This is a genomic window from Methylocaldum sp. GT1TLB, from assembly GCF_051027445.1.
Lineage (GTDB): Bacteria > Pseudomonadota > Gammaproteobacteria > Methylococcales > Methylococcaceae > Methylocaldum.
On sequence record NZ_CP194898.1, the window covers coordinates 1,137,047 to 1,158,990 of the forward strand.

General features: G+C 55.9%; 26 protein-coding genes. 9 read left to right on the forward strand and 17 right to left on the reverse strand.

What is annotated here, in order from left to right:
* Entirely contained in the window at positions 1–516 is a 516-nt protein-coding gene (locus ACR2R1_RS04830) for an adenine phosphoribosyltransferase (protein ID WP_434112895.1), read from the forward strand.
* 144 nt (positions 517–660) lie between these two features.
* A complete protein-coding gene (cpdA, locus tag ACR2R1_RS04835) occupies positions 661–1,503 on the forward strand; it encodes a 3',5'-cyclic-AMP phosphodiesterase (RefSeq protein ID WP_133718987.1) in 843 nt (280 codons plus the stop codon).
* Positions 1,504–1,529: 26 nt separating this feature from the next.
* On the opposite strand, the gene ACR2R1_RS04840 is transcribed toward cpdA, so the two are convergent.
* From ACR2R1_RS04840 to ACR2R1_RS04850, 3 genes are read right to left on the reverse strand one after another with little or no spacing between them, the layout of a single operon-like run.
* The gene (locus ACR2R1_RS04840; RefSeq protein ID WP_208110240.1) at positions 1,530–2,723 is read right to left on the reverse strand and encodes a hypothetical protein; all 1,194 of its coding nucleotides are present in this window, start codon (positions 2,721–2,723) and stop codon (positions 1,530–1,532) included.
* Positions 2,720–3,184, reverse strand: coding sequence for a hypothetical protein (locus tag ACR2R1_RS04845; protein ID WP_086134609.1), 465 nt, complete (start codon positions 3,182–3,184; stop codon positions 2,720–2,722). The genes ACR2R1_RS04840 and ACR2R1_RS04845 overlap by 4 nt, the downstream gene beginning before the upstream one ends.
* Positions 3,185–3,201: 17 nt before the next feature.
* Positions 3,202–3,726 (reverse strand): RNA pyrophosphohydrolase, encoded by a 525-nt coding sequence (locus tag ACR2R1_RS04850; RefSeq protein ID WP_077731331.1) that lies wholly within the window; start codon positions 3,724–3,726, stop codon positions 3,202–3,204.
* Between the two features lie 172 nt (positions 3,727–3,898).
* On the opposite strand from ACR2R1_RS04850, the gene ACR2R1_RS04855 reads away from it, so the two are divergent.
* A complete protein-coding gene (locus ACR2R1_RS04855) occupies positions 3,899–4,618 on the forward strand; it encodes an HAD family hydrolase (RefSeq protein ID WP_077731332.1) in 720 nt (239 codons plus the stop codon).
* On the opposite strand, the gene ACR2R1_RS04860 is transcribed toward ACR2R1_RS04855, so the two are convergent.
* Positions 4,597–4,827: a sulfurtransferase TusA family protein gene (locus ACR2R1_RS04860; RefSeq protein ID WP_077731333.1), complete on the reverse strand. Its 231-nt coding sequence runs from the start codon at positions 4,825–4,827 to the stop codon at positions 4,597–4,599. The two genes, ACR2R1_RS04855 and ACR2R1_RS04860, sit on opposite strands and share 22 nt — an antisense overlap.
* 59 nt (positions 4,828–4,886) lie before the next feature.
* On the opposite strand from ACR2R1_RS04860, the gene cysG reads away from it, so the two are divergent.
* Entirely contained in the window at positions 4,887–6,281 is a 1,395-nt protein-coding gene (cysG, locus tag ACR2R1_RS04865) for a siroheme synthase CysG (protein WP_434112897.1), read from the forward strand.
* Positions 6,282–6,299: 18 nt separating this feature from the next.
* Here the strand turns inward: cysG and ACR2R1_RS04870 are convergent, their stop codons facing one another.
* From ACR2R1_RS04870 to ACR2R1_RS04915, 10 genes are all read right to left on the reverse strand, one after another.
* Positions 6,300–6,734, reverse strand: coding sequence for a bis(5'-nucleosyl)-tetraphosphatase (locus tag ACR2R1_RS04870; protein WP_086134606.1), 435 nt, complete (start codon positions 6,732–6,734; stop codon positions 6,300–6,302).
* Between the two features lie 70 nt (positions 6,735–6,804).
* On the reverse strand, positions 6,805–7,638 hold the full coding sequence (locus tag ACR2R1_RS04875; RefSeq protein ID WP_077731335.1) for an SDR family oxidoreductase: 834 nt from the start codon (positions 7,636–7,638) through the stop codon (positions 6,805–6,807).
* A 36-nt stretch (positions 7,639–7,674) separates the two neighbouring features.
* Positions 7,675–8,514, reverse strand: coding sequence for a F0F1 ATP synthase subunit gamma (locus ACR2R1_RS04880; protein ID WP_347258867.1), 840 nt, complete (start codon positions 8,512–8,514; stop codon positions 7,675–7,677).
* Between the two features lie 4 nt (positions 8,515–8,518).
* Positions 8,519–10,006 carry a F0F1 ATP synthase subunit alpha gene (locus ACR2R1_RS04885; RefSeq protein ID WP_434112899.1) on the reverse strand — a complete coding sequence of 496 codons (1,488 nt, stop codon included), beginning with the start codon at positions 10,004–10,006 and terminating at the stop codon, positions 8,519–8,521.
* The gene (locus ACR2R1_RS04890) at positions 9,981–10,727 is read right to left on the reverse strand and encodes a F0F1 ATP synthase subunit delta (protein WP_086134603.1); all 747 of its coding nucleotides are present in this window, start codon (positions 10,725–10,727) and stop codon (positions 9,981–9,983) included. The genes ACR2R1_RS04885 and ACR2R1_RS04890 overlap by 26 nt, the downstream gene beginning before the upstream one ends.
* A 9-nt stretch (positions 10,728–10,736) precedes the next feature.
* Positions 10,737–11,003: a F0F1 ATP synthase subunit C gene (locus ACR2R1_RS04895; RefSeq protein ID WP_077731339.1), complete on the reverse strand. Its 267-nt coding sequence runs from the start codon at positions 11,001–11,003 to the stop codon at positions 10,737–10,739.
* Positions 11,004–11,006: 3 nt separating this feature from the next.
* Positions 11,007–11,687, reverse strand: coding sequence for a F0F1 ATP synthase subunit A (locus ACR2R1_RS04900; RefSeq protein ID WP_077731340.1), 681 nt, complete (start codon positions 11,685–11,687; stop codon positions 11,007–11,009).
* Between the two features lie 2 nt (positions 11,688–11,689).
* The gene (locus tag ACR2R1_RS04905; RefSeq protein ID WP_077731341.1) at positions 11,690–11,962 is read right to left on the reverse strand and encodes an AtpZ/AtpI family protein; all 273 of its coding nucleotides are present in this window, start codon (positions 11,960–11,962) and stop codon (positions 11,690–11,692) included.
* Between the two features lies 1 nt (position 11,963).
* Entirely contained in the window at positions 11,964–12,362 is a 399-nt protein-coding gene (locus tag ACR2R1_RS04910; RefSeq protein ID WP_077731342.1) for a F0F1 ATP synthase subunit epsilon, read from the reverse strand.
* Between the two features lie 137 nt (positions 12,363–12,499).
* Entirely contained in the window at positions 12,500–13,450 is a 951-nt protein-coding gene (locus tag ACR2R1_RS04915) for an IS1595 family transposase (RefSeq protein ID WP_434112902.1), read from the reverse strand.
* A 220-nt stretch (positions 13,451–13,670) separates the two neighbouring features.
* Here ACR2R1_RS04915 and ACR2R1_RS04920 point away from each other — a divergent pair, with 220 nt between their 5' ends.
* The 5 genes from ACR2R1_RS04920 to ACR2R1_RS04940 all read left to right on the forward strand — a co-directional run bounded on the left by ACR2R1_RS04920 (position 13,671) and on the right by ACR2R1_RS04940 (position 16,582).
* Positions 13,671–15,020, forward strand: a complete 1,350-nt coding sequence (locus tag ACR2R1_RS04920; protein WP_434112904.1) for a GH1 family beta-glucosidase — start codon at positions 13,671–13,673, stop codon at positions 15,018–15,020.
* Positions 15,021–15,324: 304 nt separating this feature from the next.
* Positions 15,325–15,585 (forward strand): hypothetical protein, encoded by a 261-nt coding sequence (locus tag ACR2R1_RS04925; protein ID WP_077731343.1) that lies wholly within the window; start codon positions 15,325–15,327, stop codon positions 15,583–15,585.
* An 84-nt stretch (positions 15,586–15,669) separates the two neighbouring features.
* On the forward strand, positions 15,670–15,921 hold the full coding sequence (locus ACR2R1_RS04930; protein WP_077731344.1) for a hypothetical protein: 252 nt from the start codon (positions 15,670–15,672) through the stop codon (positions 15,919–15,921).
* A gap of 83 nt (positions 15,922–16,004) precedes the next feature.
* Positions 16,005–16,160, forward strand: coding sequence for a hypothetical protein (locus ACR2R1_RS04935; protein WP_156881766.1), 156 nt, complete (start codon positions 16,005–16,007; stop codon positions 16,158–16,160).
* Positions 16,157–16,582, forward strand: coding sequence for a hypothetical protein (locus ACR2R1_RS04940; RefSeq protein WP_434112907.1), 426 nt, complete (start codon positions 16,157–16,159; stop codon positions 16,580–16,582). Before ACR2R1_RS04935 ends, ACR2R1_RS04940 begins: the two co-directional genes overlap by 4 nt.
* A gap of 226 nt (positions 16,583–16,808) precedes the next feature.
* Here ACR2R1_RS04940 and ACR2R1_RS04945 read toward each other — a convergent pair whose 3' ends face one another.
* The 3 genes from ACR2R1_RS04945 to bamC all read right to left on the reverse strand — a co-directional run bounded on the left by ACR2R1_RS04945 (position 16,809) and on the right by bamC (position 21,941).
* Positions 16,809–17,249 (reverse strand): Hsp20/alpha crystallin family protein, encoded by a 441-nt coding sequence (locus tag ACR2R1_RS04945; protein ID WP_086134600.1) that lies wholly within the window; start codon positions 17,247–17,249, stop codon positions 16,809–16,811.
* Between the two features lie 75 nt (positions 17,250–17,324).
* Positions 17,325–21,203 carry a phosphoribosylformylglycinamidine synthase gene (purL, locus tag ACR2R1_RS04950; protein WP_434112909.1) on the reverse strand — a complete coding sequence of 1,293 codons (3,879 nt, stop codon included), beginning with the start codon at positions 21,201–21,203 and terminating at the stop codon, positions 17,325–17,327.
* Between the two features lie 63 nt (positions 21,204–21,266).
* Positions 21,267–21,941 (reverse strand): outer membrane protein assembly factor BamC, encoded by a 675-nt coding sequence (gene bamC, locus ACR2R1_RS04955; protein ID WP_077731348.1) that lies wholly within the window; start codon positions 21,939–21,941, stop codon positions 21,267–21,269.
* Positions 21,942–21,944: the final 3 nt, after the last annotated feature.

The following is a 21,944-nucleotide window of genomic DNA, read 5'->3' on the forward strand; positions in this document are numbered from 1 at the left end:
ATGGAAAAGCTCAAAGCGGCCATCCGGGATATTCCGGATTTTCCAAAGCCGGGCATTCTCTTCAAGGACATCACGCCTCTAGTCAAGGATCCGGTCACATTGAGGTTGGCGGCGCACCATTTGTTGCACCCATACCTCGGCCGGGAAATCACTGCGGTCGCCGGCATGGAAGCGCGCGGCTTTATTTTTGGCTCGTTGGTCGCCTGGGAGTTGGGCGTAGGGTTCATCCCTCTTCGAAAACCCGGAAAACTCCCTTATGACGTGCAAACCATTAGTTACGACCTCGAATATGGATCCGCTGCGCTCGAGGTGCATATCGATGCGTTGGGTCCCGAAGACAAGGTTCTCTTGGTAGACGATCTGTTGGCTACCGGTGGCACGGCTAAAGCCAGCTGCGAGCTGGTCGAGTCTTTGGGCGCGGAAATCGTCGGTTGCGCGTTTGTCGTGGAGCTCGATGAGCTGAAAGGACGGGATAAATTGGAACGATACTCCGTCCATTCACTCTTACACTATTAATTGCGCAACAACGCTGTCATTAACCGGTGAGCATACTTCGTACGGCGCATTTCTTCTGTCCGACAATGCCGTGGCTTCATTCTTATCAGTGAAAATAGTGCCTGCGTCCGTACCCAACGGCGTGCCCAAGCGGCCGAGATTCAGATGAGCAGCGCCGGGCACATCGGGAGCACGGATGCGCCGTCAAGCCGAAAAACGGTGGTCGCGCGTATCCTCCACATCACCGACTTTCACTTTCTTGCCGAACAAGGCCAAACATTGCTTGGGGTGGAAACCGAGCTGAGTTTTGCGGCTGTTGTCGAACGCGCCAACCAGACCCCTTGGCGACCGGATCTGGCTCTCCTGACGGGCGACCTGGTTCAGGACCCGTGTGTTTCAAGTTATCAACGGCTTAAACAACGGCTTACCGCCTTGGATGTCCACTGCTACTGCCTTCCGGGTAATCATGACGATCCTCGGCTCATGTCAGAACTTTTGCCGTCCGAGAATGTTCATGTCAGCCCGCAGATACTCCTGGACAAATGGCAGATCATTTGTCTGGACAGCACCATCAGCGGCAAGCCTAACGGGCGCTTGTCAGATGAACAGCTTCGCTTACTCGAAATTTCGCTGACCGAACACTCCGACCGTTATGCCCTTATCGCGCTTCACCATCACCCTATCCCCAGCGGCAGCCTGTGGATGGATACCATGGTGCTGGAAAATGCGGACGAGTTTTTGACGATAACTCAGAAATACCCTCACGCTCGAGTCGTCGTATTCGGCCACGTACATCAAGCGATGGACGAGGTATACGGACGGCTGCGTCTACTCGCCTCCCCTTCAACGTGCTTTCAGTTCAAACCCCTAAGTCCGGATTTTGCCGTCGACCGGGCTCCTCCAGGCTACCGATGGATTGAGCTTTACGCCGACGGAACGATAGATACCGGCGTGGAGCGGCTCGCTGAGATGCCGGCAGGTCTGGAGTTCACGTCAAAAGGATATTGACGGCATTACTGGTTTGCATTGAACTGCTAAAAGCGAAAGGAAAGTTCCAGCGCGAATAAATCCCAGTCCGGGTCGAGTTTTTGTGGATCCGGATTCTCCGTGTCCGCAAGCCAGCCGGTGCCGTGTACACGATGATACTCCGCCCGCGCCATCCAGTTTGGGGTAATGTCCCAACGCAGACCGACCGTCCAATCCTTAGCGAAGCGACTGGAGCCTGGCCTACCGGTTCGCTGTTCGTACTTTTCGCCGTAACGATCGTTGATATCTTGATAAAGTACATCATAACGAACCATCATCTCGATTTCGTCGGTGAGGCGATATGTGCCCTGAACATAGTAACTTTCTCCCGTCGCAGCCGTGTTCGGAAGCAATGGGCCAAAATGTTTCAGGCGGGTATTGCGTAATGCATATTCACCAGTTAACGATAGACGCTCGCCATTGTACTGTGCCGAAAAGACATACGGCTGAAACCGAACATCCCCATTGGAAAAAAAATCGTTTTGGCCCGAGTCGTAGCCCGCACGTGCCGAGGCAGCGGTAAATGCGAGACGAATGAGACCGCTCTGGTATTCGTAGAGAAGCTGACCGAGATAAGATAGATTTCCGTTGAATTCACCTGGCCTATTCCTGCCAAGCATCGATGCCTCCAGAGACTTGTCGACCGTCGGCACTCCGACATTCATCCGTAATGAAAATGCGCCGATAGGACTTTCATACTCACCGTATGCTTGGCCTCCGTCCGACGAAAGTGCAAAGTTGCGAGTACGGTCGAAATAAATACTCTGCGGCAAAAAGATGGAAGGACGAGTAAAAGCTACGTCACGAGTCTCGTTATATAATCCAAGCGGGTTTTTTACCCGCCCCAAACGCAGTCCAGCGCGGGTCTCTGCAGTTTCGAAAGCCGTAAAATCAAGTACGCCGTAATCCAACCGCACCTCTTCATCTTCCAACTCTCCGGCGCGACGGTATAACACTTGGGCCGCCAAACCCAAGCGGCTCAATGGACGCAATGAGACGTTAAACCCAGCCTCGGTAAAGTCCAAACTTCCGTCTTTACTGTCTCCGTAAAAATTATTTTCGGAGGTCAAAACAAAGTTTTGGCTAATAAAGCCGTGGTATTGGAAAGTATCTTTCCAATCGGCAAACGCGTTATGGCAGCTACAAAAAATTAGCGAAACGACCGTAAACCGGACCTTCTTGGGACGGAATAAACTTGTCATTGGGTGCCTTCACGAATGGTAATCGAGCGTACACTGCGGTCGATTTCCGCATCGGGTAGGTAGCCAATTGCTCCGGGTGTCTTCGAAATCAACGTGCGCATTTCCTCGACAGTTGATACAGTTTCGGGAGCTTGTCCGGTACCGGAAAACACTTTGCGATCCCAGGTTTGTCTGAGCTGGTGTGCAAACATTCCTAGATGTTTCTTGCAAAACTCTTTGTGGATTGGGCTGCTGTCCGGCAGTACGAACACGACTACAGGAGTTCCGTCCCGCCATGAACGCTGTGACATTGTGAATAATGCCCTAGCCTCCTGTTGGCTGATTTCGGAAACGGGAGCATTCGGGTGTACAACTACGGCTTGTGAAGCCGCCGTTTTGGAAGTGAATAGAAAAATGGCTAGCGTGATGAAACGCGCGACAAACGGAAAATAGCGCGTAGACTCCAAAAGCGGGAAGTTCAAAATCGGTTTTCGCGGCGCTAGGTTTTTCGGCCAGCGGCCAACGAATCAGCAGGACTGGTTGAAACTGTTCCCGGCGTCAGATAATTTCCCAGTTCCGTTAATGCTTGACGATAGACTTGTCGTTTGAAATACACTACATCACTCACCGGGTACCAATAATCAACCCAACACCACGCATCAAATTCCGGTCTTTCGCTACAATCCAAGCGAATCTTGGACTCCTCGCTGGACAACCGCAGGATATACCAGAGCTGCTTCTGCCCTATGCAAAGCGGAAATGAATGTTTTCGGATATAACGTTCAGGAAGATCGTAACGCAACCAATCTCGGGTTCGTCCGATGAGTTGCACATCGTGCTTCTTCAGCCCGACTTCCTCATACAATTCTCTGTACATTGCAGCTTCCGGCGCTTCATTTAATTTTATACCGCCTTGGGGAAACTGCCAGGAACGCATGCCGACCCGCCTTGCCCAGAACACACGGCCATCGTTATTACACAAAACGATACCCACGTTTAGGCGATAACCATCCGCGTCGATCATGGTTAGAGTTAAATCCTACTACTGTCCTCGGTGATATAATCCCAGCCTGCTGGATCTGACCGATATCCGAGCGTCGCCGTTGAGACTTGCTTACGGCTTTGCAGCACTCAGTTGATCCTTTTTAGCTTTTTACTTTCTGCGCAAGCATTCGAATCGAATTTAAAGGAAACGCGTGAGTCTGGCAATATTTGACCTTGATAACACCCTTTTAGGTGGCGATAGCGACTATCTGTGGGGGCAATTTCTGGTCGAGAAGGGAATCGTGGACCGAAAGCATTACGAAGAGGCCAATGCCCGGTTTTACGAGGATTACAAGAACGGTACGCTCGATATCGTCGAGTTTCTGGAGTTCGCCTTAAGCCCTTTGGCCGACAATCAGCTTGATGCTCTGCACGGATGGCGTGCCGCCTTTATTGAAGAGAAAATCAGACCGATATTATTGCCGGCTGCCACGGCACTCATTGAAAAACACCGCCGCGCGGGCGATGTCCCGATCATTATCACCGCTACCAATCGCTTCGTGACCGAGCCGATCGCCCGGCTTTACGGCGTCGAACATCTCATCGCTACGACACCGGAACTCGAGAACGGCCATTACACCGGCCGATTCGTGGGCACTCCGTGTTTTCGTGAAGGCAAGGTGCAACGTTTGAAAGAATGGTTAGGGGAGAACGATCACGACCTGGCGAATAGCTGGTTTTACAGCGACTCACACAACGATCTGCCGCTGCTTTCGCTCGTAGGCTTCCCCGTTGCCGTGGATCCTGATGAGAAGCTTGAGACATTTGCCGCCCGGAACAGCTGGCCGGTTATAAGTCTCCGCAACGGTTCCTGTCCGGAAGACCATGCCAGGCGACTGAAAAGAACGCATCAAGCCTTGCGGATCAAGTAAAAGAAAACGCCGGTTTCCTCCCTCTGGTCCAACATTTGATGTCCAGCCTGCTCCAGAAAAACTCCAAAGTCCAGAACAGAGGCCGGATCGGTGGCCAGGACTCGGATTACCTGACCGGTTTCCATCGACTGCAAAGCTTTTTTTAATCGTAAGAGCGGCAGAGGACACATCAATCCTGAGGTGTCTATTTCAAAATCGACTTGCACCATTCACCGATACCCGTTCGAAAGCCCGTGAGAACCGGGCCATTTTAGCAAAACCACACGACATGGATTATTTGCCCATATTTCTCAATCTTAAGAATGAACCTTGTCTGATTGTGGGAGGCGGGCCGGTCGCCGCCCGCAAGGCCGAAACTCTGTTTCAAGCCGGCGGGCAAGTCAGCGTGTTGGCTCCAACATTTCACGATTTGGTGCTAAAACTGCGGGACTCCGGATGCGTAACTCTAATTCCCAAGGTATTCCAACCTCAGGACGTACGCGGCTTTAGGCTAATCGTGGCGGCGACCGACGATGCCATTCTCAACGCACAGGTCGCCGAGGCGGCAAGGACACACAACATTCTCGTAAACGTCGTCGACCAACCTTCTCTCTGCACGTTTATCTTCCCGGCTATTATCGACCGCTCCCCGATCATTGCCGCGGTGTCCTCGGGTGGCGCCTCGCCCGTCCTGGCTCGGATTCTCCGAATGCGAATCGAATCGCTGATACCGCCGGCCTACGGCCGCTTGGCCAGGATCGCAGCTGATTTCCGGACCCGTGTCAAGCAAGCGATCAAGGATCCGCAAATACGCCGCAGGTTTTGGGAGAACGTTCTCTCCGGCCCGATCGCCGAACTGGTTTTCGCCGGAAGGGACGAACAAGCGACCGAACACCTGGAACAAGCCATTACAGCCGAGACTTCAGGCAACGAAAGCGCGCATTCCGGTATGGTCTACTTGGTCGGTGCCGGACCGGGCGACCCGGATTTATTAACCATCCGGGCGCTGCGCCTGATGCAGGAAGCCGACGTAGTGGTTTACGATCGCCTCGTTTCCCCCGAAATTCTTCAGCTTGTCCGGCGCGACGCCGAAAAGATTTACGCGGGCAAACAGCGCAACCGGCACACGCTCCCTCAGGCCGAAATTAATAAGCTCCTAACCGATCTCGCAAAAGCGGGCAAACGGGTCGTCCGTCTCAAAGGCGGAGATCCGTTCATTTTCGGACGCGGTGGAGAGGAAATCGAAACCCTGATGAACGAAGGGGTACCATTCCAAGTAACCCCGGGAATTACGGCCGCTTCCGGCTGCGCCGCCTATGCGGGTATACCGCTGACCCATCGCGATCACGCCCAATCCTGTACTTTCCTGACCGGCCATATGAAAGACGGCCGACTCATCGACATCGAGTGGAACCAGTTGTCCCGACCAGGACAGACGCTGGTCTTTTACATGGGTCTTCAAGGATTGCCGGAGATTTGCTCGCGTTTGATTCAACATGGGTGTCCGGCCGACCTTCCTGCCGCTCTCATCCAACAAGGGACCACTCAGCATCAGTCGGTTTTTACCGGAACCTTGAAAACCTTGCCGGAAATCGTGAGTCGCTCCGGCGTCAAGGCCCCGACGCTGCTCATCATCGGAAGCGTCGTCAGGTTACGGGAGAAACTCGCCTGGTTCCGACCGTAATGTTTAGCCCAAAAATGATTAGCCGTCCTGCCTTTCGCGCGTGACGAGCCAATCGGCCCAGTTCAAAATCGGCCTGAGACGAGGTCCGAGCAGCTTATCCGCTTCTTCGAATGTCACCCATCGAAACTCGTCATGCTCCGGTTTGCCCAGTAGCGGATTGACGGGTAAATGCACCTCTCCGCCGGGAGATTCGGCCAGATAGTATCGAGCGATCTTGCCGGCACCGTAAGGCGGTGTTTCCAGATAACCCTTGCCCCAGCGGAAGTTCAGTTCTGTCAAGGCCGTTTCCTCGAATACTTCGCGCTGCGCCGCGGCCAAAGGGTCTTCGCCCTCTTCCACCACGCCTTTCGGGAAATCCCAATATTGGAACGCGCGGAGCAACAGATAACGCGGCTCTGCGGGATAGATGCGCACGATTACGACACCCGCCGACAAAATATAGGTTTTCATCATGAGCAAGCTACTCCGGCAAGGAAACGAAAACGGTAGTTGGACTCACGCCCGGCATGCGCCGACGGCGGATTCAACCTGCTCGCCGCAACACCCAGTCGAGCGATCGATCCGGCAAAATTCTTTTCAGAAATCCGAACAAATAAGTGGGAAACGTGACGTAATAACGGGCTTTCGGTCTTTTTGCTTCAAGCGCGTGGATGACGGCTTTGAGTACGGCTTCCGGTCCGAGGGTAAACGGCACGGCAGGCCCTTCCTTGGCCAACCGCGACTCCATGGCCAAGTATTTCTCACGATGAACGCTCCGCGCGCTGTCGATGTTTTTCTTGTACATGGCCAGAGCGTTGTCCCGAAATCGGCTCACAATCGGTCCGGGTTCGACCAGGGAAACGAAAATCCCGGTACCCGCCAGCTCCAAGCGCAGCGTATCCGATAGTCCCTCCAAAGCATACTTGCTCGAGTTGTAGGCGCCCCGGTACGCCATGGCGGCGAACCCGAGCACGGAGCTGTTCTGGATGATGCGCCCATATCCCTGCTTCCGCATCACCGGCAACACCAGCGCGGTCAGTTCGTGCGTCCCGAACAGATTGGTTTCGAATTGCTCTCGCAGCGCCTCGCGGCTCAAGTCCTCCACCGCCCCCGGCTGGCCGTAGGCGCCGTTGTTGAACACCGCATACAGATAGCCGCCCGTACTCCGTAGCACCTGCTCCAAGGCTAACCCGATGGAACGGGAATCCGCAAGATCGAGCCGGAACGCTTCGAAGCCCTCGGCGCACAATTGTTTCACGTCGCTTTCCTTCCGGGCGGTGGCAAATACTCGATAACCGCGTTGCCGCAGTCCTCGGGCGGCGCACAGCCCAATACCGGAGGAACAGCCAGTAATCAAAATCGTCTTGTTATTGTGCATCGTGACAAAAACGGTTATGGAAAACCGAAGCTTTTTTCAGATCTGATTGCTTAGCAGCGATTCGGCGCTCAGTAAAATAATTTCGATTTCCTCGACGATCTCTTCCTGGCGCAGCGCGTTGCTCTTGCGGCGAAGATCCTGGATTTTGGTATCCATCCGGCGCAAGGCGTTTTCCATATGCTCCAAGCGCTGACGGTTCTCCGCCATCAGCGAGGCGTAGAACAAGCCCGGGAGCTTGGCGAACAGATAATGTTCGGTCAATTCGGCAAAAAACAGGGCCGGATCGAGATTTAGCCGTGGCGGATAAGCGAATACCGGTTCTTCGGCCGGCATTATCGGCAAAAGAACATGGGAAGCGACGCCGCCTTCGGAGTCGTGGGAAAGAACGCTCAATCGCTTCCACTGCGCCGACTCCGCCCATAGCCGATGTAACGTCGTCATCAACTCGTTCAGGACCGCGCGCACTTCCTCGGCAACATTGGGCCCATCCAGCCATGCTTCAAGGTCGCGGCGCGCTTGCAGCTTGCTCGCAAGTCGCCGCCCGACCACCACCAACCGCGGCCGAATCGGCGGCAATGCGGCCAAGGCAGCCATAATCGCCTCATTGAAATCGCCACAAAACCCGCGTTCCGATCCGATCAGTATAAGCACATGCGACTCGCCTTCCCTTTGCCTGACGCCGCTCCGAAAGGCCGGATGAAAAGCCAGGAAATCCGAGCTGGCGGCCTCGATACTCTGGATCAAACGCCGCTGATGCCCCATGAACCGATTGAACTTGCGAGTCTCGATCAACGCCAGCGTTTTCATGGCGGTCATAATGTCCGAGATCTCGTCCAGCCGCCGTAAACGGTGTTCGATTTCCGCTCGCCGACTCATCCGTTCAATTACCCGATCCGCTCAGGCGACGATCCAGCCATTGATGCCACTCTTCCCGGCTGGCCGACAAATCGATGGGAAAGCGCTGCAACCCATTTGCCAAGTCCTCCAGTTTTTGTCGAACCGAAACTGAATCCGGATTGTCGAGTCGCCCCGTGTTATACGCCATCATCCAAGCCAGCTGGAACTCCGGCGATAACGGTACCAACCGCTCTTGCTTCAAAACCTCGCGCAGCACCTGCCCGCGCCGAATTTTCTCTTCCATGGACGCCTCGAGCTTGGACCCGAACCGCGTGAACGTCTCGAGTTCCAGAAACTGTAGATAGTCGAGTTTCATGTGCGCAGCCTCTTCCTTGATGCGCGGATGCTGCGCACGTCCTCCGATGCGGGAAACCGACCGGGTGATATCGATGGCCGGAAGAAATCCGCTGCCGAATAAGCGACGATCCAGATAAATCTGGCCATCCGTGATCGAGATCAGATTGGTCGGGATGTAAGCGGCAATTTCCCCCTGCTCGGTTTCGACGATAGGCAAGGCGGTCATGCTGCCCCCGCCATGGGTCGGTGCAAGACAGGTCGAGCGCTCCAACAAGCGCGAGTGCAGAAAGAAAATATCGCCCGGATACGCTTCCCGGCCGGGGGGTCGGCGCAGCAGCAAGGACAGCTCGCGGTAGGCACGCGCATGGGTGGAAAGATCGTCATAGACAACCAAAGTGTCCCGGCCGTGCCACATCCAATGCTCGGCCACGGCACAGCCGGCAAACGGTGCCAGGTATTTCAACCCCGGGGAATCGCTGGCCTCCGCCACAACCACCGTGGTGTAGGCCAGCGCACCGTAGCGCCGCAACAAATCGATGGAGCTGATGGCATCGGACCGCTTCTGGCCAATAAGCACGTAAACGCACAATACGTCCTGATCGCGCTGGTTGAGCACGACGTCCAGCGCCAGTGACGTTTTTCCGACTCCGTTATCGCCGATGATCAATTGCCGCTGTCCGCGTCCCAGGGGAATCATGGCATCGATAATCTTGGTGCCCGTATAAAGCGGCCGATCGACGAAATCTCTCGCGATGATCGGCGGTGAAGAGACATCGAGCTCCCGGCATAGATTAAGTTCCGGGGCCGGCTGACCATCCAGAGGTTTCCCCAAAGGATCGATTACCCTGCCGACCAGGCCGTCGCCGACTCTCAGAGATAGGCGCTGCCCCGTGAGATAGACCGGCGACCCTGAGGCCAGGCGGACCGTTTGTTCCAGCAGAATCGCGCCCAGCCGCTGATTGCCGAGATGAAAAACCAAACCGCGGCTGCCGTCCTCGAACAACAAAAGCTCATCCATCGCAGCGGACGGCAAACCGCTGATCCAGGCGATGCCGTCGCCGACCGAGAGCACCCGCCCGTATTCTTCGAGGCGCAGACCGAATCGGTAGCGGTCGACTTCCTCGGTCAAACGTGCGAGTAACAAGCCGTTACGCAGCGTGGCGGGTAGAGACATCTTGGAAGAATTTCAGCTCGTCACGGAGATTGGCGGATAAGATCCATGAACCGGCATGTATACGAACCCCCGCCAACAATGAGGGGTCCTCTTTGAAGATCGGTTTGACCCCGGTTCCGGCGGTTTGTCCGATCGCTTCCGCTAAAGCCATTTGTCGATCCGGGTCCAGCGGATATGCGCTCGATACCTCGAGAGCATCGTCCGCCATCGCCGCCCTTAATTTTTCGAGCTCTGCTTTCGGCAGTTTCCTAAGATCGCTCAAAGCCATGGATATGAGCCTTGCTTCCAATTCCGCCGAAGCCAAGCGCTCCAGAAGCTTCACTGCAAATCGACTACCCAACTCGACCGCCTGCTGCTCCGTCGTCCGCATCCACTCTTGTCGTTCCCGTTCTTCTTGAGCTCGCTCCTTCGCGCGCCGATCCGATTGCTCCTCTGCGAGCTTCTCTAAAAGACGCTGGCGTTCCGCAGCGATCTCTTTCTCCAATTCGCTTCTCGCCAAGTCCTTTTCCTTTTCCCAATTCGCGATGTTGCGTTCGCAGGCCTCCTTGGCCGCCAGCGCCTCCAGACGCGCCTGATCCGCAAGTCTCAGCTGCTCCTCTATCTTCCGTTGACGGGCTTGGATGACATCTCTGACGGGGCGATAGAGAAAACGTCGAAGTATCCATACCAGAACGATGAAATTGACGAATTCCAGTACGAAGGTCGTCCAATCGAAGCTCATTAGACGGCCTTATCTCAGTAAATATTCCAGCAGCGGGTTGCGGAACAAAATGATCAATACCACGACCAGCACGTAGATAGCCAAAGATTCGATCATGGCAAGCCCGATAAATAGCGTGCGGGTAATCGCTTTCTCCGCCTCCGGCTGTCGTGCCAGTGCCTCGAGCGCTTGGGAAATCGCCTTGCCCATCGCGATACCCGGAGCTACTACGCCCAAACCGATGGCCAGCGCCGCGCCGACTGTGGACAAGACGACAAACCAAGTCATATCGCTCATGCATTACTCCTTCTCTTGTAGCTGCTGTGTTTGAAGCGCGCCGGCAATGTAAATCAGTGCCAGCATTCCGAAAATATACGCCTGCACGAGTGCTTCCACGATGTGCAACAAGAGCAAGGGTACGGGCGCCAAGAAACCGGCCACCAACAGTACCAAAAGCACCGCAAGTTCAATACTCATGATATTGCCGAATAAACGCACGGCTAGCGCGATTGTTCGGGAAATCTCGCTCAAAAGGTGAAACGGCAACATTAGCGGCGTGGGCGCGAGATAATGACGCAAATATCTCCAGCCGCTGGTTTTCACCCCGTACCAATGCACGGAAAAAAACACCAAAAACGCCAGAGCTGCCGTCTGGGACAAGTTGGCCGTGGGAGAACCGAGCCCCGGAATTAAACCGGCAAGGTTGGCTACTACAAGATAGATCCAGAGCGTGCCGATGAACGGCAGCAGTTCCACTCCGTGGGCGGGCGTCACCGCCTGAATAGCCTGCTCCATCAAGCCGATCACGCCTTCCAGCATCGCTTGCAGCCCGGACGGCTTATCGACGCTCAGTCTGCGGGTGGCAAGCCAGGAAAAAACGCCCAAAAAAAGCATCAACAACCATGTGGTGATTACAGTCGGGCCGATATGGACTGGACCGACATCGAACGACAATAATGCAATGAGCTCAGCTTGCTCCACAGTCAATGCTCGCGTACGAACAGATACACGTTAAAAATGCCGACAATCACCCCGATAATGATGAGACTGACCGTCCAATGAATGGAATAACCCTTGGATAGGCTATCCAGCCACCGCCCCAGATAAGCGCCCAAAATTACGGGTATGACCAGCAGCAGTGCCAACACGCCGAGAAAGGCCGTCTGGGATAATAGCGTCGAACGGTCCCGCTCGGCCTGCTCCATACGCTTCGCCTGCCGTTCGATCGAACGGCGCAATTTTTCCTGCTCATCCATATCATCGCCCCCGCTCGATTTCCAGCAAACGCTTCAGCATTTCCTCTTCCAACCGGCGCAGGCTTTGTTTAAGGCCCGCAAGTGTTTCTTCTTCTTTCAACAGTTGTTCCGTTAGCGCTTCGGTGATGCGATTGTAATCGGAATCGCGGATGTAGCGCCTGGTATTGATGAAAAGCTGATTATCGACGAAGTAGGCCAAGGCGCCCGGCAGCGCCAAATACTGCCAGGGCCCGCCCTCGCACCGGTAGCGGGCGAGACCGAACACAAGGGCGGTCATGAAGCGCTCGTGATGGGCACGCAACCCGAAGCTGCCGGTAGCGTCCTCTGCGACGAAGCTTTCCACGTCTTCGATACGCTCGAACTGATCGGAACTCTGTAAGTTCAGAATAAAGGTGCTCATGTTACCGGGGTATCTTCGATATTCCCGAAAACTTTGTAAACACGCGCTCCTGAACAATGGTCGAAATATGCGAAAAGCGCGGAGCGCGATTGTTTCATAGCTTTCTTAAAGCTCATCTTCTGTAAAATCCTTCCTGATTAGCGATGAACTTCAGCCAAGCGAATTTGCCACTCGGGTCGAGGCTTAGCGAACGCCGCGGCGCGCGCCAGCCGTTGAAGCAGGGTTTTGAGATTGAAACGCCGATTGAAGCGGTATTGGAACTCGGCCAGGTACCGCTGGGCGTATTTCTCGAATTTGAACGCGTGATAGGTGCCGGAAATGGCTGTCTTCAGGTTGCTCAACATCGTATTTACCCAATGGAACTCCGGATGTTGCGCCGACTGCCGCCCAGAGCCCAGGATCAGGCGATGATGGCAAGCGACGACCTGGTGCAGCCTCCGAAACCCGCTCAGGCCATCGGTGAGTGCGTAGGTCGACGGGGCCAAGGCGCGTTGGGCCCAGTCCGCGATAGCCTGCTGCGTGAACGGCAGGGGATCGACGCGCAGGAACAACGGACGCCCGTCGTCCGTGGTTTGTACCGCCATCACAAAGGCCAACTTGTTTTCGGAGCCACGCCCCGGTTTCCCCGGCCGCTCACCGCCCAGGTAGGCATCGTCGATCTCGACCCGCCCGGCCAGCTGCCGATCCGTTTCCCGTTCCGCCATCACCCGGATCAACTTGTGCTTCACCAGCCATGCCGTGCGATAACACACCCCGAGATGGCGCATCAGTTCCAGTGCCGAGACATTGTTCTTGGCCTGGGTCAGGAGATACATGGCCAGAAACCAGGTGGTCAGCGGCAGCTTGGTCGCTTGGAAGATCGTCCCGGCGATCAGCGTCGTTTGGCTCCGGCAGTGTCCGCATTGCCAGTATTTCCGCCCGGTCCGTTCGAACACCGTGTGGCGCGCGCCGCCGCAGACCGGACAGCGGAAACCGTCCGGCCAGCGCAGGGCCTCCAGTGCCGCTTCGCACTGCGCTTCACTGCCGTATTGCGTCAGAAACTCGGCCAACGACAAACCCTTTTGAAATTGCACCCGGTTCATAGGCATGGGACACCCCGCTTGTGATAGATGCCCATAGTCTAAGGACCCTAGCGGCTCACTATGTGAGCCTGTACTGAACTTCGTCGCTAATCAGGAAATCCTTAGACTATGACCCTTTGATAAGGCGGCCTAGCAGCGAATCGGGTGGAAATAACAGCTATTTTCAAGGATGGAGCGCAACCAAAACGAGAAAGCCGCCGCCGAAACGCTAATTCATTGAGAAGACATGATGGATAACCTTCAGTTTCCCGCCGATTTTATCTGGGGTGCAGCCACCTCCGCCTATCAGATCGAAGGCTCGCCTTTGGCTGACGGCGCAGGCCCCAGCAACTGGCATCGTTTTTGCCGTGTACCGGGGGCAATTCTCAACGGGGACACCGGCGACCTCGCTTGCGACCACTATCGGCGCTGGGCGGACGACGTGAAGCTCATGAAGGAACTGGGCCTCAAGGCTTACCGCTTCAGTATCGCCTGGAGCCGCGTACTGCCGAACGGACGCGGAAAACCGAATGAGAAAGGTTTGGACTTCTACCGTAATCTCGCGGACGCGCTGATCGCAAACGGCATCGAGCCGTTCGTGACGCTGCATCACTGGGACCTCCCGACGGCGCTGGATGATCTCGGCGGATGGGCCAACCGGGACGCGGCTCATTGGTTCGCCGACTACGCTCATCTGATGTTCCAAGCCTTGGAAGACAGGGTTCGGCATTGGACCACGCTCAACGAACCCTGGGTGATCGTAGATGCCGGTTACATGCACGGCGTCCATCCGCCGGGTCTCAAGTCGCTCGAAAAAACGCCGCTGGCGGCTCACAATCTGCTGCGCGGTCATGCTCAAGCGGTACAAGCCTTTCGCGCAGACGGCAAAGGCCAAATCGGTTTGGTGGTAAACCTTGAGCCCAAGTATGCCGCCTCGAACGATCCCGAGGATGCGGCCGCCATGGCGAGAACCCATGCCTATATGAACCGGCAATTTCTCGACCCCGTTTTCCTCGGCGCGTATCCCGACGAACTTTCCGATATATTCGGACGCGATTGGCCCCGTTTTCCTGAAAGCGATCTAAAGCTGATACGGGAACCCATCGATTTTCTCGGCATCAATTACTACACCCGGTCGGTAGTCCGCAGCGACCCGTCCTCGCCGCCTTTCTATGCCGCGCCAGTACCGCAAACGAACGCCGAACATACGGAAATGAATTGGGAGGTATTTCCGGCCGGGTTGAAATCCTGCCTGCTCTGGGTGAAAAGGCGGTACGGCGATATCCCGCTGTATATCACCGAAAACGGGGCCGCTTTCGCCGATCCGGCACCGGCGAAAGGATATCTAGAAGACCTGCGCCGAATCGACTATTTTCGGACCCATCTCCGCGCGGCGCATGAAGCCATTCGGGAGGGCGCTAATTTGAAAGGCTATTTCGCCTGGTCTCTGCTCGACAATTTCGAATGGGCCTGCGGTTTTTCCAAGCGGTTCGGCTTAGTACATGTCGATTACCGCACTCAGAAGAGGACTCCCAAAGCCAGCGCATCGTTTTTCCGGCAGGTTATAGAGAGCAACGGGGCAGCGATCTGGGATTGAGCGCGACCGCTTGAAGACATGTCCACCATGAGTCCGGTTCAGTCGTGGCCGCCGACGCGAAGGTTGAACGCGCTCTACGACGCGAATAGGCATCGAAACGGCTCACCAACACTTTCGCATCGTAATTCGATCTAAAAACAACGTTGTTATCATTCGGTGCTTACAAGATAATCTTCAATTGCGCGCAACACACTATTCACCTGGTTGCTATAATGCGCGGCCATGCAAAACCCGAAGTACTACCCTCGGCTGAGGGTAACATTCAGTTTTGACACATAAGAAAAATTTCGAGGAGGAACTGCACATGCGAAAAATCAGCACCTTAGTTTTGAGTACGAGTCTACTCATAACCGTGGCGCCCTGCGCCCTCTCCGACGAGGACTCTCGTTATCCTGCGCACCACTTCAAACCCTCGGTGATTTATCAGGATCACCAATTGATCGCCCAAACAGACTCAAACTCTTCCGCCGATAGCCACTCCGATACCCACGCAGATCCCAAGTATCCGGGTTCCAGCTTCACTCCAACGGTCATTTATCAGAACCCTGAATTCGTCAAGAAGTAGGCTCGATAACATTCGAGTACTTTGGAATACACCGTTGGTCCCGATGCAAACCGTATTTGGATCGCTAATTTTCGGGAGAAACATATGTCCGATTTGTCGTCCCCTAGGTCGAAGTCAGGCGTCAGCCTGAAGACGATTTTCGAGCGTCTGAACGGAGAGGTTTTTTTGAATTATCCGCTGCTGACCAGCCTGTTCGTGACGGATTTTGCTTTGTTGAGCTTCGGACGAGAGCCCCTGCTGCTCCGATTCTTGCTGCTCGCAGGCTTGGTTTATCTGGCAATGTTCTTCAGCGCAAAATCGTTCGTATCCGGCTCCAGCGCTGAAAAACAGCCTTGACCGAAAGTTGGGGCTCCACCAGTTAGAGCAACAACCCTAACCTTACTTCAATAAGTTCTTCTTTCACTGAAGAGGAGAAGACGATGGGAAAAATCACCGATTGCTTGGTCGTCGCACTATCGTGCGGCGACAACAAGACCGCTTGTAACGGCTCGATGATGGAGCCGTACCACCGCTACGCCGAAATCATGTTCGCTGGTGCCAGTGCCGCTAACTCAGTCAACGGAGTGCGGACATGAATACCGTAAAGGAACCTGAGTCTGGAACCCGCATCATTGACTGGCAGAAATCGCTCGCCATCATATTGGATCATCCTATCCAAACCAGTCTCTTTATCGTTACGTTTGCCTTTCTTCTCCTAGTCGAGCCTCCCGTTCTGCTGTCGCTCTTGCTACTCTCGATACTGGTTTATTTTATTTTTGCATTTGGCGAACGCTTGTCTCGCGTCGCGGATCGGCCTGAGAGCAGTTTGGATTTAACCGAAAAGCACGTCCCAACTACCGGAGCGGCCGTTGCCGAAAACATTGCAGCAGCATCGGCAACCACAAAAGAAAAACCGAGAAGTCCGGCAAGACGGACTACACAAAGAGGGAGCGATTCGCAGAAGGCACAAGCGAAACCGCAGAGGAGCCGGCAAAGCGCCTCGAAAAATCCCCAATAGGACCGGGAGTCATTTGATGATTAGCGACACAGGCTGCGTGACGCTCGACGAAGGACTCGGGAACACCTGACGGGAACTCGTCCCCGTCAGGTTTATCATTTCGAGAACCGAACGGATGCGGTGAGGCTCCGCTCTCATCTCCAGCGCGAATTGCGGAAAGCGAGGATGGCTTGGCGACGATTTTTCTCTAAAACGGAAACCGCGCTGCCCTCCTCTTCTTAACTCTTTAACTCTCGCCGACCACGTTGATCTTCTTCGGCTGTATGGCGGCTTTCTTCGGTATGGAAATTTCCAGTACACCGTTTTTGCAGCGCGCCGTGATGCCTTCTGCATCGGCCGTATCCGGCAGCGAGAAGCGGCGATGAAAAGACCCATAAACCCGCTCGACGCGTTTCAGCCCTTCGCGGCGGACTGTAGCCTCGGTTTGCCGCTCGCCTTTCAGCGTCAGTATGCCGTTCTCCATCATGATATCGATGCTGTCCGAGCTTACGCCGGGAAGATCGGCCCAGAGGATATAGCGGTCCGGCTCCTCTTTGATGTCCACGGCGGGAGTCCATTCCGCGGTGGCCGCGGTGTCGGTACCGGGGCGGGCGCCTTCGAATGAACGCTCCAACTCTCTTTGGAGCTGATTCAAAAGACTCCAGGGCTCATATCGAGTCATCGTGATGATCTCCTTTGTTGGAAGAGTTTCTGCTCTAAACCCAATATGGAGGTGAGACCTGGTTTTTCAAGTACTCGCGAATCAGCCGACCCAGACCCTTGCATTTCGAAACAGACGCATCCACGGACCGTACTCGCCCCATGTCCTCGGATGCCAGGAATTCTGCACGGTACGGAAGCACCGTTCCGGATGCGGCATCATGATGGTGAAACGACCGTCAAGGGTAGTCAAACCGGTAATCCCCAGCGGCGAGCCGTTCGGATTATGTGGAAATGCCTCGGTAATTTTTCCGTAAGTATCCGTGTAACAGAGCGAGACTACGCCGAGGCTGAGCGCCTTGCGCGTATCGTCGTGAAATTCGGCCCGCCCTTCGCCGTGCGAGACGACAACCGGGATGCGCGATCCTTCCATGCCGGCAAACAAGATGGACGGCGACCGCTGGACTTCCACCAATGCGACGCGCGCTTCGAATTGCTCCGACTCGTTGCGGACGAAGCGTGGCCAGTGCACGGCGCCGCGAATCAACCCAGCGAGATGTGACATCATCTGGCAGCCGTTGCAAACGCCCAGACCGAATGTATCCTGCCGTTCGAAGAACGCCTGGAATTCGTCGCGGCCACGGCTATTGAGCAATATCGATTTCGCCCAACCGCCCCCGGCGCCCAAGACGTCGCCATAAGAAAATCCACCGCAAGCGGCCAAACCGACGAAATCGCGAAGGCTCGCGTGTCCCGACAGGATATCGCTCATATGCACATCTACCGCCGTGAAGCCGGCGCGGTCGAACGCCGCCGCCATCTCCACATGGCCATTCACGCCCTGTTCCCGGAGTATCGCCACGCGCGGACGACCTTTAGCAATAAAAGGCGCAGCGACATCGCCGTCGGGATCGAAGCTCAGCTCGGCGCTAAGGCCGGGGTCGTTCTCGTCCACGATGGCTTCGAATTCCTGCCGTGCGCAGTCCGGATTATCGCGCAAGGCCTGCATGCGATAGCTGGTTTCCGCCCAAGTCCGCTGCAGTTCGGCGCGGGACTGCGACAGCAAGATCTCATCGCCCCGCCAGAACGCGATTTGCTTGTCGGTATTGGGCATGCCGATAACATGGCTGATCCCGTGGAGCCCCGACCGATCGAGCAGCTCCGTGACCGCGCTCAAGTCTGTCTCGCGAACCTGCACCACGGCCCCCAATTCTTCGCAAAACAGCGCAGCAACCGCGTCTTCGCCAAGAGCGGAAATGTCGATTTCGAGGCCGCAACGTGCCGCGAAAGCCATTTCGGAGAGCGTCGCGAACAACCCGCCGTCGGACCGGTCATGATAAGCCAGCAACCGGCCGTCCTCGTTCAAGGATTGGATTGCGGCGAAAAAGGATTTGAACAACGCCGGATCGTCGAGATCCGGGGATTCGCCCCCCATTTGTCCGTAGACTTGAGCCAGGGCGGAACCGCCCAATCGATTCCTGCCCTGGCCGAGATCGATCAGAATCAGGCGCGTCGGACCGCAGTCGAGCCGTAGCTCCGGCGTCAAGGTGCGGCGAACGTCGATGACCGGCGCGAATGCTGAAATGATCAGCGACAGCGGCGACGTCATGACGACATCGCGTTCGTTCTGCCGCCATACCGTTTTCATGGACAGCGAATCTTTCCCAACCGGAATGGCGATGCCCAGGGCGGGACACAGGTCCAGACCAACAGCTTTTACCGTATCGAACAGCTTGGCGTCTTCACCGGACGCGCCGGCTGCCGCCATCCAGTTGGCGGAAAGCTTCACCTGGCTTAAGGAGCCGATACTGGCGGCTGCGATATTGGTCAAAGCCTCTCCGACAGCCATGCGGCCGGATGCCGGGGCATCGATGACCGCCAAGGGCGTACGCTCCCCCATGGCCATCGCTTCGCCGGTATACGCCCGAAAACCCGAGACCGTCACCGCTACGTCCGCGACCGGTACCTGCCATGGTCCGACCATTTGATCGCGCGCCACCAAACCACCGACCGAACGATCCCCGATCGTGATCAAAAAACGCTTATCCGCTACGGCAGGAAAATTCAATACTCGCCGAGCCGCCTCGCGGATTGCTATGCCATCACGGCAAATGGGAGATTGCGCGCCACGATTTCTCGTGACATCGCGCCGCATCTTCGGCGGCTTGCCGAATAGCAGCGCCATGGGAATATCGATCGGGTGGGTACCGAATTGACTGTCGCTGAGGACCAGGCGCTCTTCTTCCGTCGCGTAGCCGATCACGGCATAGGGACAGCGCTCGCGCTCGCAGAAGGCCCGAAATCGGTCCACTGCCTCCGGTTTGAGCGCGAGCACGTATCGTTCCTGCGATTCGTTGCACCAAATCTGCATCGGTGACATGCCCGGCTCGTCGATGAGTATGTTCCGCAGTTCGAAACGCCCGCCCCGACCCGAGTCGTGAATGACCTCGGGCACTGCATTCGACAACCCGCCGGCGCCGACATCGTGGATGGACAAGATTGGGTTGTCCTCGCCCAACGCGGTGCAGCGGTTGATCACTTCCTGGCAGCGCCGCTGCATCTCGGGGTTTTCCCGCTGGACGGACGCGAAGTCCAAATCCTCGGCGCTCTCCCCCGATGCCACGGAAGATGCGGCTCCACCGCCAAGACCGATGAGCATGGCGGGGCCGCCGAGTACCACGATGGGCGCGCCGGGCGGGATCGTTTCCTTGGCGAGATGCTGCGGCCGGATATTTCCCATTCCGCCGGCGATCATGATCGGCTTGTGATAGCCATGCAGCCCTGAACCGTCCGGAGCCGGCTGTTCGAATGTGCGGAAATAGCCGCACAAGTTAGGGCGGCCGAATTCATTGTTGAACGCCGCCCCGCCGATCGGTCCTTGCAGCATGATTTCGAGGGCGGAGGCGATCCGGTCCGGCTTGCCGTGATCCCGTTCCCACGGCTGCTCGAATCCCGGGATGCGAAGGTGGGATACGGAAAAGCCGGTGAGTCCGGCTTTGGTTTGCGACCCCCGTCCGGTAGCCGCCTCATCGCGAATTTCACCTCCGGAACCGGTCGCGGCACCGGGATGAGGAGAAACGGCGGTCGGATGATTATGGGTCTCCACCTTCATCAGAATATGTACCGGTTCCTCTCGATAACTGTATTCCAGCGTTTCCGTGTCGCGCAGAAACACGTTCGCGGTGCTGCCCCGAACGACGGCGGCATTATCCCGGTATGCGGATAGAACTCCTTCCGGAGACTGCTCGGTCGTGTTTCTGATCATGCCGAACAGGGTTTCGCTTCGAGTCTCGCCGTCGATGCGCCAGTTGGCGTTGAAAATTTTGTGCCGGCAATGTTCGGAGTTGGCCTGGGCAAACATCATCAGTTCGACGTCGGACGGATTCCGTCGAAGCGCCGTGAAGCTTTCGACCAAATAATCCAATTCATCCTCGGACAAAGCCAACCCAAGCCTGCGGTTTGCCTTGATCAGCGCCCATTTCCCCTCTTCGAGCAAAGGAATATATTCCATCGGCGCCGGAGCATGGTGTTGGAACAGCAGTTCCTCCTGTCCCCGCGTGAGCACCGTTTGGGTCATCCGGTCATGGATCAAAGCCTTTATGGCATCTCGATTGGAGAGCTTAATTTCGTTGGCGCTGCGGATGCGGTATTCGATTCCCCTTTCCACACGCAGAACGGCGGCCAGATTGCTACGCCGCACGATATCGGTCGCCTTGCTGGACCAAGGGGAGATCGTGCCGAGTCGCGGCACCACCAAAAAATAGTCGCCCGCGGCGCTGCGTGAATCGTGCGCCGGCCCGTAAGCCAATACGCTTTCCAGGGTACGTTTCTCCAACCCATTCAACGCGCGCTTGATCTCGGCAAAATGCACGTAAGCGGCCGAGACTTCGATGATGGACGGCTCGACGCTCTGAAGATCGGTCAACAGCTTTTGCAAGCGAAATGCTGAGAGGGCGGGAGGGCCGGGAAACTTGGCAAACATGGTCTGACTTTTAACTATGGTCAGCGATAACACCTATCGCTTGTTGGAAACAACGCGGAAAAGTTATTCCTTTTCCGGTTCCTGGGGTTCTCCGAGCGACTGCAGGGTTTGGTGCAACCGCTTGAGCAGCTCGAATCCCGGCCCTTCGCTCTGAGGCTTGCCTTCTTGGTCGAGAACATAGATCACGACTACGTCCCGCCTGTCCTCCAACTTGATGCGATATTCCTTCGCGGGCGTTTCGGAACCCGTGAAGAAGGAGCCGATGTCGCCCAGGAACCCGCGGTCTTCGTAAGGCTTATCGTCACCGCTGAAATAGACATAATAGACTCCGTCCGACCGGTTTTGATCGCTGACTTCCAGCCTGAGCCGGCCAAGCGCCTTGCCCACATCGTTCCAGGCCTCGGCATAGGGCGCTTCGAGCTCGATCAGCGGAATGTCTTCGGAATTTTGCGCTAACGTGGCCTGTGATCCACTCGGCTGATCGTCGGCCTTGGTTTGTGTCTCCGCGGCCGGACTGTACCGATCCGAGCGATCCCTGTTTTCACCCGCCGCGGGTCGCTCGTCGCCCCCTTCGATGGTCGATGCCTGCAAATCCGGCGGGATTTCCAAGGCGGGAATCTCTGAGCTGTACTTATATTGTTTCTGCTTATCGGGAAACAGCCCGGCAACGAAACTGCAACCGCTCAAGACGAAAACGCTTGAGGCCAAAATAACCGCTCTGGGAACGAATCGATTCATGTT

What these genes read in the sequence shown, in the direction of transcription:
- ACR2R1_RS04830 (WP_434112895.1), top strand. Translation starts at nt 1, where the DNA reads ATGGAAAAGCTCAAAGCGGCCATCCGGGATATTCCGGATTTTCCAAAG.
- cpdA (WP_133718987.1), top strand. Translation starts at nt 661, where the DNA reads ATGAGCAGCGCCGGGCACATCGGGAGCACGGATGCGCCGTCAAGCCGA.
- ACR2R1_RS04840 (WP_208110240.1), bottom strand. Translation starts at nt 2,723, where the DNA reads ATGACAAGTTTATTCCGTCCCAAGAAGGTCCGGTTTACGGTCGTTTCG.
- ACR2R1_RS04850 (WP_077731331.1), bottom strand. Translation starts at nt 3,726, where the DNA reads ATGATCGACGCGGATGGTTATCGCCTAAACGTGGGTATCGTTTTGTGT.
- ACR2R1_RS04860 (WP_077731333.1), bottom strand. Translation starts at nt 4,827, where the DNA reads ATGGTGCAAGTCGATTTTGAAATAGACACCTCAGGATTGATGTGTCCT.
- cysG (WP_434112897.1), top strand. Translation starts at nt 4,887, where the DNA reads ATGGATTATTTGCCCATATTTCTCAATCTTAAGAATGAACCTTGTCTG.
- ACR2R1_RS04870 (WP_086134606.1), bottom strand. Translation starts at nt 6,734, where the DNA reads ATGATGAAAACCTATATTTTGTCGGCGGGTGTCGTAATCGTGCGCATC.
- ACR2R1_RS04875 (WP_077731335.1), bottom strand. Translation starts at nt 7,638, where the DNA reads ATGCACAATAACAAGACGATTTTGATTACTGGCTGTTCCTCCGGTATT.
- ACR2R1_RS04880 (WP_347258867.1), bottom strand. Translation starts at nt 8,514, where the DNA reads ATGAGTCGGCGAGCGGAAATCGAACACCGTTTACGGCGGCTGGACGAG.
- ACR2R1_RS04885 (WP_434112899.1), bottom strand. Translation starts at nt 10,006, where the DNA reads ATGTCTCTACCCGCCACGCTGCGTAACGGCTTGTTACTCGCACGTTTG.
- ACR2R1_RS04890 (WP_086134603.1), bottom strand. Translation starts at nt 10,727, where the DNA reads ATGAGCTTCGATTGGACGACCTTCGTACTGGAATTCGTCAATTTCATC.
- ACR2R1_RS04895 (WP_077731339.1), bottom strand. Translation starts at nt 11,003, where the DNA reads ATGAGCGATATGACTTGGTTTGTCGTCTTGTCCACAGTCGGCGCGGCG.
- ACR2R1_RS04905 (WP_077731341.1), bottom strand. Translation starts at nt 11,962, where the DNA reads ATGGATGAGCAGGAAAAATTGCGCCGTTCGATCGAACGGCAGGCGAAG.
- ACR2R1_RS04910 (WP_077731342.1), bottom strand. Translation starts at nt 12,362, where the DNA reads ATGAGCACCTTTATTCTGAACTTACAGAGTTCCGATCAGTTCGAGCGT.
- ACR2R1_RS04915 (WP_434112902.1), bottom strand. Translation starts at nt 13,450, where the DNA reads ATGCCTATGAACCGGGTGCAATTTCAAAAGGGTTTGTCGTTGGCCGAG.
- ACR2R1_RS04920 (WP_434112904.1), top strand. Translation starts at nt 13,671, where the DNA reads ATGATGGATAACCTTCAGTTTCCCGCCGATTTTATCTGGGGTGCAGCC.
- ACR2R1_RS04925 (WP_077731343.1), top strand. Translation starts at nt 15,325, where the DNA reads ATGCGAAAAATCAGCACCTTAGTTTTGAGTACGAGTCTACTCATAACC.
- ACR2R1_RS04930 (WP_077731344.1), top strand. Translation starts at nt 15,670, where the DNA reads ATGTCCGATTTGTCGTCCCCTAGGTCGAAGTCAGGCGTCAGCCTGAAG.
- ACR2R1_RS04935 (WP_156881766.1), top strand. Translation starts at nt 16,005, where the DNA reads ATGGGAAAAATCACCGATTGCTTGGTCGTCGCACTATCGTGCGGCGAC.
- ACR2R1_RS04940 (WP_434112907.1), top strand. Translation starts at nt 16,157, where the DNA reads ATGAATACCGTAAAGGAACCTGAGTCTGGAACCCGCATCATTGACTGG.
- purL (WP_434112909.1), bottom strand. Translation starts at nt 21,203, where the DNA reads ATGTTTGCCAAGTTTCCCGGCCCTCCCGCCCTCTCAGCATTTCGCTTG.
- bamC (WP_077731348.1), bottom strand. Translation starts at nt 21,941, where the DNA reads ATGAATCGATTCGTTCCCAGAGCGGTTATTTTGGCCTCAAGCGTTTTC.